Here is a 15,439-nt window from a genome sequence, read left to right on the forward strand (position 1 = left end):
AGAAAAGCAGCAGGCTCAAGTGGAGCCTGCTGCTTTCTATTTGTATTATTTTATTTGCATTATTTTGTTTGAAGGAATTTTTCGATAAACTGAACAGCTTTATCCGTGTTCTTCGAACCTTCACGAACACTTGCAATAAAGTTATCCTTGCCTTGAATCGGAATGTTTCCGAGGAGCGAGCTGCCGGAAATTTTAACGCCGTAAGTGTGTTCATCAGGAACATCTTCGGTCTTCTGTTTGTAGCTGTCTTCTGGCTTAAGCAGATCAGAGATGCCTGCTATGGAGTCCAGATTCATAAAGGCACCTTGCGGTCCAACCCAGTTAAAGGCAGCGGTATCTGTAATATAGATGTCAGGGCGCTCCGTAGCTAGAACAACCATCGCTTTTTGCTGAGAGGCAATGTCCATTTGATCCTTGGCATCAAGCGGAACATACGTAAAGTTAACTTTAAAGCGCTTAAATTCCGGGAATTGCTCAAGAAGTGCAGCTTCGATATCTTTCTCGGTCGTTTGTTTGCCGCTTGCGTCGCTCATATAGTACTCGCCCAAATACATAATGGACAGGTCTACCGGAGGAAGCTTGGCCAGACGCTCTTGCTCAGCCCGATGGTCTATAAAGCTGTTAATGCCTACAATAACAAGAATAAGAGCGATGATGCCGCCAAGAACGTGAAACTTGTAATAGCGCCAGAAGTGATCTACTTTTTCCGCAGAGCCGGCCATTTTTTTGTACTTTCCATATTCCTGCTGGTTGAAATCTTCGCTTGCTTTACGGTTCTCCTCATTCAAGATATACCGGTAAGCACGTGTTACTTCCTCGAAATCAGCTTGGTCTGTACCGCTCGGATTTTCTCTTTGTCTAGAGCGAGATTGACGCATTAAGGTGGTGTACCTCTTATCGACCTCTTCTTTCGAAGCATTGTCCGGGAGACCCATCTTTTCGTAGGCTCGTTTCAGTTCGTCCATGGAGTTACTCTCACCTCAGTTAGTAGTAGAAAAACTCAAAAAAAGAATAGCTACTCTCTAGTATACGGATTTGTTTAGAAGATTTCCATTCCTCCATCTGGGAGTCAATCGGGCTACAAATTATGACGACCTATGGTATGATAGGAAAAAGTGCGAATGGGCTTGGACTAAACCGTCAATACATAGATTAAGAGCAATGTTATCGGGGGAAATTTTATGTTGAGAGGCAAAACAATTTTACTAGGTATTACCGGCGGAATCGCGGCCTATAAAGGAGCGGCGCTCTGCAGCAAGCTTGTGCAGGCAGGGGCTGAGGTCCACGTCATCATGACGGAATCGGCAACTAAATTTATCACACCGCTGACGCTGCAGACGTTATCCCGTCATCCGGTGCATATCGATACGTTTGATGAGAATGACCCTTCAGTTGTTTCTCACATTGATCTAGCGGATCGTGCCGACCTGATCGTTGTTGCACCTGCTACGGCTAATATGATTGGGAAAATGGCTAACGGACTAGCGGATGATATGCTCAGCACAACGCTTCTTGCTGCAACCAGCCCGATTTTAGTTGCACCTGCGATGAATGTGCATATGTACGAGCATCCTGCGGTTGTTCGTAATTTGGAGCTGCTCGCTTCACGCGGTGTGATGTTTGTGGAGCCGGGTACTGGTCAGCTTGCATGCGGCTATGTGGCGAAAGGACGTCTCGCGGAGCCGGAGGATATTGTGATCGCGGTTCATTCCTTGCTGAGGGCGAAGGAGAACGGTCAGCTTGCCGGCAAGCGTGTGCTTGTGACGGCGGGGGGTACGGTGGAGCGGCTTGACCCGGTCCGGTATTTAACGAATGATTCTTCTGGGAAAATGGGCTTTGCCATTGCAGAAGCGGCCAAAGTCATGGGAGCAGAGGTTACGGTTATTGCGGGAAGAACGTCCGTAGATGCTCCTGCAGGCGTTACGGTTGTCCGAGTGGAATCGGCACAGCAGATGCTTGATGCCGTGCTTGAACGCTTCGATCAATCTGACATTGTCGTCAAATCGGCAGCGGTTGCGGATTATCGGCCAGTGACAACACACGGCCAGAAAATCAAGAAATCTGGCGAAACACTAACCCTAGAGCTGGAGAAAACAACAGATATCCTGCAAACCTTAGGCGGGCGGAAGAAGCATCAGTTTCTGATCGGATTTGCTGCTGAAACCGAGCAGTTGGAGAAATATGCGATGGATAAGCTGACTCGCAAAAATTGCGATCTGATTGTAGGTAATGATGTCAGTCAGGACGGAGCAGGCTTTAACGGCGACACGAATATCGTGCAGCTGTTCGGTCCAAGCGGCTTGATCGAAGCAATGCCGATGTTATCCAAGCGTGAGACGGCGCAGCGGATTCTGGCGATTGCAGCGCAGCGGATAGCGGAGGGAACGGCCAATAACGGAGGTCGGGGCGAATGATTGCCAAAGTCATTGTCGACGTGCCGAGCCGCCAGACGGATCGGCCGTTTGATTATGAAGTACCCAAAGACTTGGAGAGCTGGGTTGAGGTTGGCAGCCGGGTAGGCGTGCCGTTCGGTGGAAGAGTGCTGCAGGGGTTTGTCATTGAGCTCGCGGAAACAGCGGATATCGACCCGAAACGGCTGAAGCCGATATCAGAGCTGCTTGATCCTATGCCTCCTTTACTGCCTGATCTAATTGAGCTTGCCAAATGGATGAGTGATAAATATTGCTGCTCCTGGACGACTGCACTTCAGGCAATGATACCAGCGGCGCTGAAGGGGAAAGCTGAACGCTACATCAGCTTGAACGATGATCCTGAATTCTCGGCAGAGGAGTATGGCCTCACGGCACTGCTGCCGGAGGATATGATGGATTGGATCGCAAAGCAGAAGCAGGTGAAGCTCGAGACATTGCAGCAGCGTTTTCCGGATTATGCATCAGCCATCAAGGAAGCACTCCGTGAAGGTCTGCTCTTAGAGCAGACTTCTATAAGAGATAGACTTGCCATTCGCAAGGTGCTGACGGTGTTCCCGCCAGAAGACGAAGCTGCGGCACGTGAAGCCCTGCAGTCTTTCCCGGCACGGGCAGGCAAACAGCGTGAGCTGCTTTCCTTCATGCTGGAGCGGGGCGAGGCCATGCCGCTGCAGGCCATGCTCGCTGAAGCCGGCGGATCGCCTGCTAGTGTCCGTGCGCTCGTCGACAAAGGACTGCTCGGAATGCATGAAGTCGAGCAGGAGCGCGATCCTTACGCAGGACGAAACTTCCAGCGGACTGAACCGCTGCCGCTGATGCCAGGTCAGCAGACCGTGTATGAACGGATAGCTGCCACGGTGAGCCGCGGCGAATCGCAGGCTTTGCTCCTGCACGGGGTTACGGGCAGCGGCAAAACTGAGGTCTATATGCAGTCGATTCAGCATTGCTTAGAATTAGGCAAGCAAGCGATCGTGCTTGTCCCGGAAATTTCGCTGACGCCGCAGATGGTCGAACGCTTCAAAGGCCGCTTCGGCGATGCTGTAGCCGTGCTGCACAGCCGGCTGTCAAACGGCGAGCGTTATGATGAATGGCGCAAGATCCGCAGCCGGCGCGTGGAGGTTGCGATTGGCGCACGCTCAGCGATATTCGCACCGTTCGAGCGAATCGGGCTCATCATTATCGATGAGGAGCATGAATCCTCGTATAAGCAGGAAGAGAGCCCGAAATACCATGCACGTGATGTGGCTGTACGTCGCGCTAGGCAGCATGGCGCAGCCGTAGTGCTAGGTTCAGCGACTCCGTCACTGGAGTCGTTCGCAGCTGCCAGCCGTCAGCCGGCGCCAGGTAAGGAATCGGCTCTTCTGCCGATGCCCGAACGGGTTGGCAGCCGTCCGATGCCGCCCGTTCAAGTGATCGACATGCGCTCCGAGCTGCAAGACGGCAACCGCTCGATGTTCAGCAGACGGCTTCATGCCGCACTCATTGAGCGGCTGGAGCGCGGAGAACAGTCGGTGCTGCTCCTCAATCGGCGCGGCTACTCGACGTTTGTAATGTGTCGTTCCTGCGGGTATACGGCAGCTTGTCCACATTGTGATATTTCGCTGACGTATCATCAGAAATCGCGGGCGCTTCGCTGCCATTATTGCGGTCATGCAGAGCTTGCACCAAAGGAATGTCCTTCCTGCAGCAGCGAGCATATCCGTTATTTCGGTACAGGCACACAGCGGGTAGAGGAGGAGCTGGCAAAGCTGTTCCCCGGGATCCGCGTCATACGGATGGATGTGGATACGACAACCGAGAAGCATTCCCATGAGAAGCTGCTTAAGCAATTTGGTGAGCGGAAAGCGGATGTGCTGCTAGGGACGCAAATGGTTGCCAAAGGTCTGGATTTCCCGTTTGTCACGCTTGTAGGCGTCATTGCTGCGGATACGTCACTTAATTTGCCGGATTTCCGTTCGGCGGAGCGGACATTCCAGCTGCTCACACAAGTAGCAGGGCGAGCAGGGCGTCATCATTTGCCGGGAGAGGTTGTCATCCAGACTTACTCCCCTGAGCATTATGCGATCGTAACCGCTCAGCAGCATGACTATGCTGCATTCGTGCGGGAGGAGCTGAAACATCGCGGAGTTATGGGCTATCCGCCGTTTTGCAGGCTGGTTCTTGTGACGATGTCGCATGAGCAGCTGCCACTTCTGTCATCGGTCAGTGAGCAGTTTGCCGAGCGTCTCCGCGGGCTGGCTGCTGATGAGGGAGTTCTTGGTCCGCTTGAAGGCGGTTTGCCGAGGGCTATGGATATTCTTGGTCCTGTCGCTTCACCAATTTCTAGAATGAAAGATCGCTACCGTTTTCAATGTGTGATAAAATATCGTGGAAACATCGACGTACCGGCGCTGCTTAGGCAAGCGATGGCCCCTTTTATAGAGGGCTCACCGCTCAAGCTGGTGCAGTTTAGTATCGACGTCGATCCGCAAGTCATTTTATAAAATAGATAACGATCGTAAAGGAAGGTATTAGGCGATGGCCATTCGTATTATTGTGAAAGAACCAGATCCGGTGCTCCGGGAAGTTGCTAAGGAAGTAACGAAATTTAACTCCAATCTGCAGAAATTGCTGAAAGATATGGCGGAAACGATGTATGACGCAGACGGTGTAGGACTTGCGGCGCCGCAGATCGGCATCTCCAAGCGTGTAATCGTAGTTGATATTGGCGATGAAGAAACAGGTCTAATCTCTATGGTTAACCCTGTCATTGTAGAAAAAGAAGGCGAGCAGGTTGGTCCGGAAGGCTGCCTGAGCATACCGAACCTGAATGGCGATGTGAATCGTTTTGAGCGGATCGTTGTGAATGGTCAGGACGCAGAGGGCAATCCGTTTACAGTTGAAGCAAGCGGCTTCCTTGCGGTTGCTTTCCAGCATGAGATTGATCACCTGAACGGCATTCTCTTCACCGATATTGCTCAAAATGTATATGACATCTCGGCAAGACAAAGAAAAGGCGGCGAGTAAAGGAATGCGTATTGTATTTATGGGAACGCCGGAATTCGCCGTTCCTTCCCTGCGTCTCCTTATCGAGCAGGGCTACAACGTAGTCGCTGCTGTGTCGCAGCCAGACCGCCCGAAAGGCCGTAAACGCATGCTGACGCCGCCTCCTCTGAAGGAAGCGGCTATTGCGTTTGGTCTGCCTGTGCTGCAGCCTGAACGGATGCGCAGCCCGGAAGCTGTTGCTGCCATTGCTGAGCTTCAGCCGGATTTGATTGTGACAGCAGCTTACGGTCAAATTTTGCCAAAAGCCTTGCTTGAGATTCCGCGTCTCGGCTGCATTAACGTGCATGGCTCGCTGCTTCCATGTTACAGAGGTGGAGCGCCGATTCAGCGTTCGATTATTAATGGAGAGTCTATGACTGGCGTTACGATCATGTACATGGCAGAAGGTTTGGACACTGGAGACATGATCAGCAGGGTAGAAGTGCCAATAACCGATGAGGATACTTCGGGTACCTTGTTTGAGAAGCTGAGTGCAGCTGGTGCTGAATTGCTTGGCCGTACGATGCCTGCTATTATCGCGGGTGAAGTACAAGCTGAGCCGCAGCGTGATGAGCTGGCGACCTATGCACCAAATTTGACTCGTGAAGATGAGCGGATCGATTGGAGCAAATCGGCGATCAGCATCTATAATCAGATTCGCGGCTTGTCACCGATGGCAGGTGCCTTTACGTACCTGAACGGTGAAGTGTTTAAGGTATGGGTATCAGCGAAGCCTAGCGGTTCGAAGGGCTCTGGATCCACTGCTCCGGGTACGGTAGTTGCCGTAAGCGCTTCGGGCATTGAGGTACAGACCGGTGACGGGATTTTGACGCTGCTTGAAATACAGCCTTCGGGCAAACGAGTAATGACGGTAGCAGACTGGCTTCCAGGTGCCCGCCTATCAGCCGGTGCTGTATTTGGCGGAGGCGAAGCATGAGCGAGAGAGATACGATGAAGCAGAAGCAGAACAATACCTCAGGAAAACCAAAACAGAAGCCGGGCGGACATGGAAAAGGTCAGTCGGGTCCGAAGGAACAGCGCACTGTCCGCGTCCGTACGCCGCGCGAGCTTGCTCTTGATACACTGGTGAAGGTTGCGGAGACTGGAGCTTACAGTAATCTGCAGCTTAACCGTGCTTTGCAGGATGCTCAGCTCCAGCGCGCTGACGCTGGACTTGTGACGGAGCTTGTCTACGGCACGATTCAGCGCCAACTGACGTTAGATCATTGGCTAAGTAAGTTTGCGGCTAAGGGACTGCGTAAGCTGGAGCCTTGGGTGCATCAGCTTTTGCGCATGAGCGCCTATCAATTGCTGTACCTCGACCGAATTCCGGCCCATGCTGCGGTGAACGAGGCGGTAACCATTGCAAAGCGTAGAGGACATCAGGGAATATCAGGAATGGTGAACGGCATTCTTCGCAGCATTGACCGGAACCGTGCGGAGCTCACGATCGACACAATCTCCGATAAGAATCCGGCCGTGCAAATCTCGGTAAGACATTCTTACCCGGAATGGCTGGTTGCACGCTGGATCAAAGCATACGGCGTGGAAACAACCGAAGCGATCTGTGCTTCAGGCAATGAAGCTCCACATGCCAGTGTGAGAATCAATCCTCTTCGTGAAACGAGAGAAGAAGCCTTGCAGCTATTGACTGAACAAGGCAGTGACGCGGAAGTATCGAAGCTTGCTCCTTCAGGTATTGTGGTGCGCCGCGGCGGTAATCTGGCTGATACGGAAGGATTCCGCAAAGGTCTATGGACGATGCAGGATGAAAGCTCGATGCTCGTTGCCGAAGTGGTAGCTCCTAAAGCAGGCATGCAGGTGCTTGATTGCTGCGCAGCTCCGGGCGGCAAAACAACACATATGGCAGAGCTGATGGGCGGCAAAGGCAAAGTGTATGCCAATGACCTCCATCCGCATAAGCGTCAGCTTATCGTAGACCAAGCCATACGGCTTGGCCTTCAGAATATTGAAGCGATTACGGAAGATGCCGGCAATCTTGGAGTACGGTTCGCTCCGGCTTCATTGGATGCCGTGCTGCTGGATGCCCCTTGCTCGGGCTTTGGCGTTATCCGCCGCAAACCGGAAATCAAATGGACGAAGACGGCTGGCGATGTTGCTGAGATCGCTGGAATTCAGCGTAAGCTGCTCAAAGCGGCTGCAGAGCTTGTTAAGCCGGGCGGCACACTTGTGTACAGCACATGTACGATTGAAAGCACAGAGAATGAAGACCAGATAGCTGCCTTTTTGCAGGAGCATCCCGAGTTTCAGCTAGACGCCGAGTGGCCAGAGGAAGTACTTCAGCCGCTTCGCGAGAAAGGCATCATTGACAGCTCGTTTAAGGGACAAGCACAGCTTTTGCCGCATCATTTTGGCAGTGATGGGTTCTTCATTGCACGTCTTCGCAGACGTCAGTAGTCCATTTGTGGCTCGACATGGGCGTTTGTGGTAAAATAAATCATCAGCGCCGGCTAAGCCGACGCGCTAGTTCAGAGTCAGGTGTGATAATAAGAAGATGAAACCAATAATTTATGACTATAACCTCGATCAGCTTCAAGAGTGGATGCAAGAGAATGGTGAGCCGGCGTTCCGCGGCGGCCAGCTGTTTGATTGGCTCTATGTGAAGCGTGTGAAGAGCTTTGAAGACATGTCCAACTTGCCGAAGTCACTCCGCGATAAGCTGGAGGAGAACTTCCAGTTCGTGACGCTTACAGAAATTACGAAGTTTGAATCGAAAGATGGAACAGTTAAGTTCCTGTTTGGCCTGCATGACAATCATGCGATTGAAACAGTTATTATGCGTCACGAATACGGTAATAGCATTTGTGTAACGACACAGGTAGGCTGCCGGATCGGCTGTACGTTCTGCGCTTCGACGCTGGGCGGTTTGAAACGGAACCTGACAGCGGGTGAGATTGTTGCGCAGGTCGTTACTGCTCAACAAATGCTTGATGCAACGAATGAGCGTGTATCGAGTATTGTTATCATGGGCTCCGGTGAACCATTTGAGAATTATGATGCAACAATGACATTCCTGCGTATTATGATTCATGAGAAGGGGCTTAATATCGGCCAGCGCCATATTACGGTCTCGACAAGTGGTATTGTACCAAGCATGTATAAATTTACAGAAGAGAACACGCAGATCAACCTTGCGATCTCGATCCATGCACCAAACGACAAGCTTCGTTCGAAGCTGATGCCGGTTAACCGTCGCTTCCCGTTTGAGGATGTTATGGCAGCATGCCGTAATCATATTGCGAAGACTGGCCGCCGTATTACGTTTGAATATGCCTTAATTGGCGGTGTCAATGACCAAGCTGAACATGCGCAAGAGCTGGCTGATGTGCTTCAAGGCATGTTGTGCCATGTCAACTTGATTCCAGTTAACCATGTGCCTGAGCGGAATTATGTTCGTACGCCGCGTAACGACATTTTCGAATTCCAGCGCATTTTGGAGAAAAACAAAGTCAATTGCACGATTCGCAGGGAGCAAGGTCATGATATTGCAGCCGCATGCGGTCAATTAAGGGCGAAACATATGGAGTCCACGACGAGGTGATCACGGTTGATTACGGCAAACCGAAGCGATGTTGGACGAATTCGTCAAATTAACGAAGATCGTTCGTGGGTAGGACAGCTGGATAACGGCATAACGCTTGCCATTGTGGCCGACGGAATGGGCGGTCATCAAGCAGGCGATGTAGCGAGCCAGCTGGCGGTTAATACGTTCAGAGACATGCTTGAGAAGAGCGCGTCGAAGGCGGATTTGTCGATGCAAGAGGGGAAAATGCTAATTCGTCAGGCACTCGTCATGGCTAATGACGTCGTGTACGATATGGCATCACGCAACGAGCAGTACTACAATATGGGAACGACAATCGTCGCCGCTTTGTACAAAGAGCGGCAGCTGATTATTGGTCATATCGGAGACAGCCGCGCCTATCTCATTACCGCAGATGGAATTGCGCAACTGACAGAGGATCATACTCTTGTGAATGAGCTGGTGAAGTCTGGCCAGATCAGCTCCGAGGAGGCGGCGCATCACCCGCGCCGCAATGTAATTACACGCGCGGTTGGAACGGACGCGCATGTTGAGGTAGATATCTATACCGCAGCCTTGACGGATAACGATATACTGCTGCTTTGCAGCGATGGACTGACGAACATGGTCAGTGACGAGCTGATGCTGCAGACGGTTTGCGAGGATGGACTGGAATTGGATGGTAAAGCGGATCGCCTCATTCAATTAGCGCTGCAAGCAGGAGGAGACGACAACATCACTGTCGTGCTTCTTCAGGAAGCAGACGCTGCTTATCGAGGAGGTGACAACGGATGATTGGACATCAACTAGGTGGACGTTATGAGATTATAACGAGAATTGGCGGAGGCGGAATGGCGCTTGTCTATAAGGCGCATGATATTTTGCTGAACCGTAATGTCGCAGTGAAGGTGCTGAGGCAGCAATTCGTCCATGACGAAGAATTTATTCGGAGATTCCGCAGGGAAGCGCAGTCGGCGGCTTCGCTGTCTCATCCGAATGTCGTCAGTATTTATGATGTAGGACAGGAAGAAGATACGCATTACATCGTTATGGAATATATCGAAGGTCATAATCTTAATGAAATTATAATTGAGCGTGCGCCGTTGCAGGCAGATGAAGCGGTGCGTATTGCTATGCAGATTTGTGATGCACTAGAGCATGCACATCAGAATCATATTATTCATCGCGATATTAAGCCACATAACATCTTAATTGGCAAGAACGGCAGAGTGAAGGTGACGGACTTCGGGATCGCCCGTGCTGTCACTTCCTCTACTATTACACAGACGGGCTCGGTAGTCGGGTCGGTCCATTATTTCTCGCCGGAGCATGCCAAGGGAGTTAGTACAGGGGAGAAATCCGACTTGTACTCCCTTGGGATCGTATTATACCAAATGTTAACCAGCAAGCTTCCCTTTTTCGGCGAAAGTCCGATCAGCGTCGCTCTGAAGCATTTGCAGGAGGAGTTTGAGGAGCCTAGAAAGGTGAATCCACATATCCCGCAAAGTGTGGAAAATGTTATTTTGCGTGCTATGCGAAAAAATCCGAGCGAACGTTACCAATCGGCTCGTGAAATGCTCACGGATTTGGACACTTGTCTGAAGCCAAATCGGATTAATGAGCCCAAAGTAATCTTTGGCAGCGGCAGCGACCTTGACGAGACTCGGGTTATGCCAGCTATTCGGGGAGAATTGCTGCCATCGGAGCCGCAGCAATCGGCACAGTCGTATATATCGCCTGTTTCAGCGGCAGCGCCGCTGGAGCGCAGGGCGGCGGCCGCGTCGAGTGAACCGGAAGTCGAATGGAAAGATGAGAAGCCGAATGGAAAGCCTAAAGGCTGGAAGCGCCCTACAACCATTGTAGGGGTCACGCTGGTGGCGTTAGCTTTGATTATATGGGGATTCTTTGCTCTGCTGGACAAACTTGATGTGCCGGATGTGGACGTGCCTTATGTGGTTGGCAAGTCAGAAGATGAGGCCCGTGCAATGCTTGAGGCCAAAGGGCTGAGGGTGAAGGAGCCAATCATCCATGAGTTTATGGGCGATGTACCGCAAGGTGTAGTATTCGATCAGGACAAGCAAAACATGCAAGTGAAGGAAGGCTCTTGGATTCAATTATCGGTCAGCGACGGCGCTGTGCTGGAGAAGATGACGGATTACAAGGGCAAGCAGATTCAAGAAGCCAAGGATGATTTGATTGCACTTGGCGTGACAGAAGAGCAGATTGCAGTTGAACAGGTATTTAGTGACGAGGATTCAGGTGTGGTCATTAACCAGACACCGGAGTTTGGTTCGGAATTTGATCCTAAGACAGCAACGTTTACGTTCATGGTAAGCAAAGGACGTGAAACAATTCCGATGCCGAATCTAATCGGCCACACCGTTGCAGAAGCGAAGGACATGGTTAAAGCGAATGGACTGACGCTTGAAGATGACGATATTTTAGAAGAACCAAGCTATTCAATAAGCAAAGGACTTGTTATTGATCAAGACCAGTTCAAACCTAATGATCCTGTGCCAAAAGGTTCGAAGATCTCGATTCGCGTAAGCTCAGGACCTCCTAAGGATGCCAAAAGCCATACGTTTAATGTAACGATATCACCTGCTGAAGCGGGCAAGACAAGCGAGATCCGGATTGTATATACGGATGCGCGTGGTAAGGATATTGAGTGGGGCAAACGCCAAATTCAAGATACACAGTCTTTCCCTATTGAAGTGATGCTGGCACCTAATACAGAAGCGAGTGTAACGGTTTACCGGGACGGTCAATTTGTAGATAATCGTACCATCACTTATGAGGATCTGGTACAAGGGTCGGATTCCTCTTCGCTTACTATTCCTGGAACCGGCAGTACGGATACGGGTACAGGTACAACGGAAGAAACAGATAACCCGGACCAGCCTGTAGATGCTGATCCGGTAGAAAGCAATGACAACGGAGGCGCCCAAGATGAGCAGCAATAGTGAAGCCAAGGGGAGAATCGTCAAGGCACTCAGCGGCTATTATTATGTATTGCCGAATGAGTCAGAGTCATCGGGGCAAACGGTGCAATGCCGTGCCCGCGGTGTATTTAAGAAGAGGGGTTTGACGCCGCTTGTTGGCGACGATGTGGTGTACAGCTTAACGGAGAATGGCGAGGGCACGGTGGAGGAACTGCTGCCCCGCTCTTCCGAGTTAATAAGGCCGCCGGTCGCTAACGTTGATCTGGCTATTCTCGTCTTCTCCGTGACGGAGCCCTCCTTGAATTTACAGCTGCTGGACAAATTCCTTGTTCATATCGAGCATGCTGGTATTGAGCCAGTGTTATGCTTAAGTAAGCAGGACTTGGAACAAGATGGCGAGGAAATGGAGGAAGCAGCTGTTGCTATTGAAGCTGTTAACCGTATCTACACCGCTATTGGCTATGAAGTATTCGGCACTAGCTCACGCCAAGGTGTTGGCGTAGAAGAGCTGCATAGCCGTCTGAAAGGACATGTAGCGGTATTCGCTGGCCAATCGGGCGTAGGTAAATCATCGTTGCTGAATGCACTCGTTCCGGGCCTTGAGCTCGAGACGAATGCCATCAGCAACAGGCTTGGCCGTGGTAAGCATACGACCCGTCATGTGGAGCTGGTGGAGATCGGCGGAGGTTATGTGGCGGATACTCCTGGTTTCAGCCAGTTGGATTTCACAGAGCTTGGTATTGAGGATCTTGGTTACTGCTTCCGTGAAATGCGGGAGCTTGCACCGGATTGCAAATTCCGTGAATGCTCGCATGTGCATGAGCCGGGATGCGCAGTGCTGAAGGCCGTAGCGGATGGCACAATCGCTAAAAGCCGCCATCAGAACTACTTGACGTTTATGACCGAAATGAAAGAGAGAAAGCGGAGGTACTAGTACTTATGGCAATTATCGCACCATCGATCCTGTCGGCAGATTTCGCGCGGCTTGGAGACGAGATTAAAGCAGCAGAGCAAGCGGGAGCGGATTGGATTCATGTTGACGTTATGGACGGTCATTTTGTACCGAACTTGACCTTTGGACCTCCGGTTATCGCAGCAGTACGTTCGGCGACGAAGCTTCCATTTGATGTACATTTGATGATTGAGCATCCGGAGTTGTCGATCCCAAGTTATGCGGCTGCCGGAGCGGACCGTATTACGGTTCATGCAGAAGCAACCGTGCATCTGCACCGCACGATTCAGCAGATTAAAGACCTTGGCTTGCCAGCTGGTGTTGCGCTTAATCCGGGCACGCCTCTGTCTGTGCTGGAGCATATTCTTGGTGATGTTGACCTGGTTCTGATTATGACCGTTAACCCTGGATTTGGCGGGCAAGCATTCATTGAAGAATCGCTTAATAAACTGCGTCAGCTGCGCAAGATGCTGAGCGACCGTGGCCTCGACCATGTTCATGTGCAAGTAGACGGGGGCATTAACAGCACAACAGCGAAGCAGGTTGTAGAAGCTGGTGCGAATGTGCTCGTAGCGGGTAATGCAGTATTCGGGGAAAGGGATCGCGCGGCTGCGATTGCTGCGCTTCGGTAATTGATAATGGAGGAAGATTACGAGTTAGAGCAGAGCGTCTGGAAAAAAATAATGTGGATCGCTTTCTACGCGATTACAGCAGGCCTTTTGCTCGGTCTTTTTACGGCGATCTCCTCGCCTATCAAGTACGTTTGCTCGCTGGTGGCCTTGTATGTCGCCATAAAATGCTTCAAGCGTTTCTTAACCTGGGGGCCGCGTATATCCTTTATCGTATCTGCAATAATCGTTTATTTCGCTACGGCTCTCGTAATCGCAATCGTTATTTACTTGCGTGATAACCCGATGCCTGCGGGCTAATAGAATACGAGCTGGCGCTTTGGAATAGGACAGCTTTAGAACGCATAGGATGGTTACATGAACGAAGGTTCGTGTAGCCATTTTTTTGTGTGTATGAATTGGTTCACACTTCCAATTTCGATGAGCGTGTCTGAGGAGGGATGGGCATGAAGTTTTACACGATCAAACTGCCGAAATTTCTGGGCGGATTCGTAAAAGCAATATTGAATACCTTCCAAAAAAACTAAGCCGATGCACGTCTTAACGAATGATCGTGGGCAAGGCGGAACGGTTATGCCAGTCTCAAAGTGGCAAAACGCGTTCCGATCCGAAGCATTCTAGGCCATACTATAAGAAAACTCTTATAGAGTTCTAGAATTCAAGGCGGAACGGTCTCGCCATACAATGGCGGCGGGAGATGTTCCGATCCGAAGAATTCTAGGCCTATTTTAAGTGAACTCTTATAAAGCCCTAGAATTTTAGGTGAAGCGGTTTTGTCGTACTGGGCGAGGTTCATTCAAGGTGAGGCGACATTGCCGTCCGTTGGCAGGGCGAGGTGCGTTTCATTCTGGCGAATTCTAAGCCATTTTATGAGATAAAACTTATAGAAAATCTTAGAATTCAAGAAAAAAAAGCACCTGAGCTCAGGTGCTTTTTGTCTAAATATAAGAAAGTATAATCAATTATACGACGCTTATATTCTCATAGCGAAACGTTCGCTGCGCCGCCAAGGTGACGGCGTCAGCTGTTTGCGCTCTACCGCCTGGTTGGAATCCGGAATTAAACGCGAGTTATTTTGCCGGATTTCAGTGCACGTGTGCTGACATAAACGCGTTTCGGTTTGCCGTCTACCAAGATGCGAACCTTTTGCACGTTTACACCCCAAGAACGACGGTTTTTGTTGTTTGCGTGGGATACATGGTTGCCTGTACCAGGCGATTTACCAGTAATAAAACATTTGCGGGACATGAGTACACCTCCTTAAGGTTGTGCGTTGCGAAGAGCCAAGCTACCTCGCAAGCCTGCGCTTAGAGTTTGCTTTGAACTATTAGCTGCATTGTTAGCACAAGCTGTAATTAATTACATGGTCAAGCCTGCACAAAAACATACTTGATTATCGTATCACAATTGTTCTGTATCAGCAACTTAAAAGTATGAGAAATGACCGATTTTGTCATCCTTTTTACCTTTCACCCTTCTATAATGAAGCTATTTATAGTACAATAATCCTTAGTCCATATTATTTACGGTAAAGGAGTGTATTCCCATACCACTGCAGATTAAGAACGAGCTTGGACAGATAATTGTGAATGATGACTGTATTGCAGTGATTGCAGGCTCTGCAGCCATGGATTGTTATGGGCTGGTCGGAATGGCTTCCCGTAAACAGTTGAAGGATGGCATCGCCGAGCTGCTCGGCAGAGAAAACATGTCGAAGGGCGTCGAGGTACGCCGGGAGAATGAAGAGCTTCATATTGAACTGCATATTATCGTAAGCTACGGCACGAAAATATCCGAAGTAGCGCATAATATTCAGAACAAGGTTAAATATGTCCTTAATGATGTAATCGGTCTTCAAGTGGACCAAGTCCATATATACGTTCAAGACGTTAGGGTATCTACGTAGCAGGAAGGGGAAT

15 protein-coding genes are annotated in these 15,439 nt (G+C 50.4%); 13 read left to right on the top strand and 2 right to left on the bottom strand.

Annotation, left to right across the window (positions count from 1 at the left end; all coding sequences use genetic code 11):
- Window positions 1-59: 59 nt before the first annotated feature.
- Window positions 60-965, bottom strand: a complete 906-nt coding sequence (locus AB4Y93_RS21520; protein WP_441894926.1) for a J domain-containing protein — start codon at window positions 963-965, stop codon at window positions 60-62.
- 216 nt (window positions 966-1,181) lie between these two features.
- Here AB4Y93_RS21520 and coaBC point away from each other — a divergent pair, with 216 nt between their 5' ends.
- From coaBC to spoVM, 12 genes are all read left to right on the top strand, one after another.
- On the top strand, window positions 1,182-2,414 hold the full coding sequence (coaBC, locus tag AB4Y93_RS21525; RefSeq protein WP_441894928.1) for a bifunctional phosphopantothenoylcysteine decarboxylase/phosphopantothenate--cysteine ligase CoaBC: 1,233 nt from the start codon (window positions 1,182-1,184) through the stop codon (window positions 2,412-2,414).
- Complete coding sequence (gene priA / locus AB4Y93_RS21530; protein ID WP_441894930.1) at window positions 2,411-4,912, top strand: primosomal protein N'; 2,502 nt, start codon at window positions 2,411-2,413, stop codon at window positions 4,910-4,912. The genes coaBC and priA overlap by 4 nt, the downstream gene beginning before the upstream one ends.
- A gap of 34 nt (window positions 4,913-4,946) precedes the next feature.
- Window positions 4,947-5,435 (top strand): peptide deformylase, encoded by a 489-nt coding sequence (def, locus tag AB4Y93_RS21535; RefSeq protein ID WP_167278003.1) that lies wholly within the window; start codon window positions 4,947-4,949, stop codon window positions 5,433-5,435.
- A 4-nt stretch (window positions 5,436-5,439) separates the two neighbouring features.
- A complete protein-coding gene (fmt, locus tag AB4Y93_RS21540; RefSeq protein WP_441894932.1) occupies window positions 5,440-6,390 on the top strand; it encodes a methionyl-tRNA formyltransferase in 951 nt (316 codons plus the stop codon).
- Window positions 6,387-7,871, top strand: coding sequence for a 16S rRNA (cytosine(967)-C(5))-methyltransferase RsmB (gene rsmB, locus AB4Y93_RS21545; protein ID WP_441894933.1), 1,485 nt, complete (start codon window positions 6,387-6,389; stop codon window positions 7,869-7,871). The genes fmt and rsmB overlap by 4 nt, the downstream gene beginning before the upstream one ends.
- Before the next feature lie 97 nt (window positions 7,872-7,968).
- Entirely contained in the window at window positions 7,969-9,015 is a 1,047-nt protein-coding gene (gene rlmN / locus AB4Y93_RS21550) for a 23S rRNA (adenine(2503)-C(2))-methyltransferase RlmN (RefSeq protein ID WP_167278010.1), read from the top strand.
- 6 nt (window positions 9,016-9,021) lie between these two features.
- Window positions 9,022-9,792, top strand: a complete 771-nt coding sequence (locus tag AB4Y93_RS21555) for a Stp1/IreP family PP2C-type Ser/Thr phosphatase (protein ID WP_167278012.1) — start codon at window positions 9,022-9,024, stop codon at window positions 9,790-9,792.
- On the top strand, window positions 9,789-11,960 hold the full coding sequence (gene pknB / locus AB4Y93_RS21560) for a Stk1 family PASTA domain-containing Ser/Thr kinase (protein WP_441894936.1): 2,172 nt from the start codon (window positions 9,789-9,791) through the stop codon (window positions 11,958-11,960). Before AB4Y93_RS21555 ends, pknB begins: the two co-directional genes overlap by 4 nt.
- Window positions 11,947-12,873, top strand: a complete 927-nt coding sequence (gene rsgA / locus AB4Y93_RS21565; RefSeq protein ID WP_441894938.1) for a ribosome small subunit-dependent GTPase A — start codon at window positions 11,947-11,949, stop codon at window positions 12,871-12,873. Before pknB ends, rsgA begins: the two co-directional genes overlap by 14 nt.
- A 5-nt stretch (window positions 12,874-12,878) precedes the next feature.
- Complete coding sequence (gene rpe / locus AB4Y93_RS21570) at window positions 12,879-13,523, top strand: ribulose-phosphate 3-epimerase (RefSeq protein ID WP_441894941.1); 645 nt, start codon at window positions 12,879-12,881, stop codon at window positions 13,521-13,523.
- A gap of 51 nt (window positions 13,524-13,574) precedes the next feature.
- The gene (locus AB4Y93_RS21575; protein WP_441894943.1) at window positions 13,575-13,820 is read left to right on the top strand and encodes a hypothetical protein; all 246 of its coding nucleotides are present in this window, start codon (window positions 13,575-13,577) and stop codon (window positions 13,818-13,820) included.
- A gap of 146 nt (window positions 13,821-13,966) precedes the next feature.
- The gene (spoVM, locus tag AB4Y93_RS21580; RefSeq protein ID WP_010345573.1) at window positions 13,967-14,047 is read left to right on the top strand and encodes a stage V sporulation protein SpoVM; all 81 of its coding nucleotides are present in this window, start codon (window positions 13,967-13,969) and stop codon (window positions 14,045-14,047) included.
- 532 nt (window positions 14,048-14,579) lie between these two features.
- Here spoVM and rpmB read toward each other — a convergent pair.
- Complete coding sequence (gene rpmB, locus AB4Y93_RS21585) at window positions 14,580-14,768, bottom strand: 50S ribosomal protein L28 (RefSeq protein WP_042160148.1); 189 nt, start codon at window positions 14,766-14,768, stop codon at window positions 14,580-14,582.
- A 298-nt stretch (window positions 14,769-15,066) separates the two neighbouring features.
- Between rpmB and AB4Y93_RS21590 the strand changes: the two genes are divergently transcribed.
- A complete protein-coding gene (locus AB4Y93_RS21590) occupies window positions 15,067-15,426 on the top strand; it encodes an Asp23/Gls24 family envelope stress response protein (protein WP_441895010.1) in 360 nt (119 codons plus the stop codon).
- Window positions 15,427-15,439 lie beyond the last annotated feature (13 nt).

It is taken from the genome of Paenibacillus sp. YAF4_2 (genome assembly GCF_052113225.1).
GTDB lineage: Bacteria > Bacillota > Bacilli > Paenibacillales > Paenibacillaceae > Pristimantibacillus.

Coding starts and splice junctions, on each gene's coding strand:
- AB4Y93_RS21520 (WP_441894926.1), bottom strand. CDS start 965: ATGGACGAACTGAAACGAGCCTACGAAAAGATGGGTCTCCCGGACAAT.
- coaBC (WP_441894928.1), top strand. CDS start 1,182: ATGTTGAGAGGCAAAACAATTTTACTAGGTATTACCGGCGGAATCGCG.
- priA (WP_441894930.1), top strand. CDS start 2,411: ATGATTGCCAAAGTCATTGTCGACGTGCCGAGCCGCCAGACGGATCGG.
- def (WP_167278003.1), top strand. CDS start 4,947: ATGGCCATTCGTATTATTGTGAAAGAACCAGATCCGGTGCTCCGGGAA.
- fmt (WP_441894932.1), top strand. CDS start 5,440: ATGCGTATTGTATTTATGGGAACGCCGGAATTCGCCGTTCCTTCCCTG.
- rsmB (WP_441894933.1), top strand. CDS start 6,387: ATGAGCGAGAGAGATACGATGAAGCAGAAGCAGAACAATACCTCAGGA.
- rlmN (WP_167278010.1), top strand. CDS start 7,969: ATGAAACCAATAATTTATGACTATAACCTCGATCAGCTTCAAGAGTGG.
- pknB (WP_441894936.1), top strand. CDS start 9,789: ATGATTGGACATCAACTAGGTGGACGTTATGAGATTATAACGAGAATT.
- rsgA (WP_441894938.1), top strand. CDS start 11,947: ATGAGCAGCAATAGTGAAGCCAAGGGGAGAATCGTCAAGGCACTCAGC.
- rpe (WP_441894941.1), top strand. CDS start 12,879: ATGGCAATTATCGCACCATCGATCCTGTCGGCAGATTTCGCGCGGCTT.
- AB4Y93_RS21575 (WP_441894943.1), top strand. CDS start 13,575: ATGTGGATCGCTTTCTACGCGATTACAGCAGGCCTTTTGCTCGGTCTT.
- spoVM (WP_010345573.1), top strand. CDS start 13,967: ATGAAGTTTTACACGATCAAACTGCCGAAATTTCTGGGCGGATTCGTA.
- rpmB (WP_042160148.1), bottom strand. CDS start 14,768: ATGTCCCGCAAATGTTTTATTACTGGTAAATCGCCTGGTACAGGCAAC.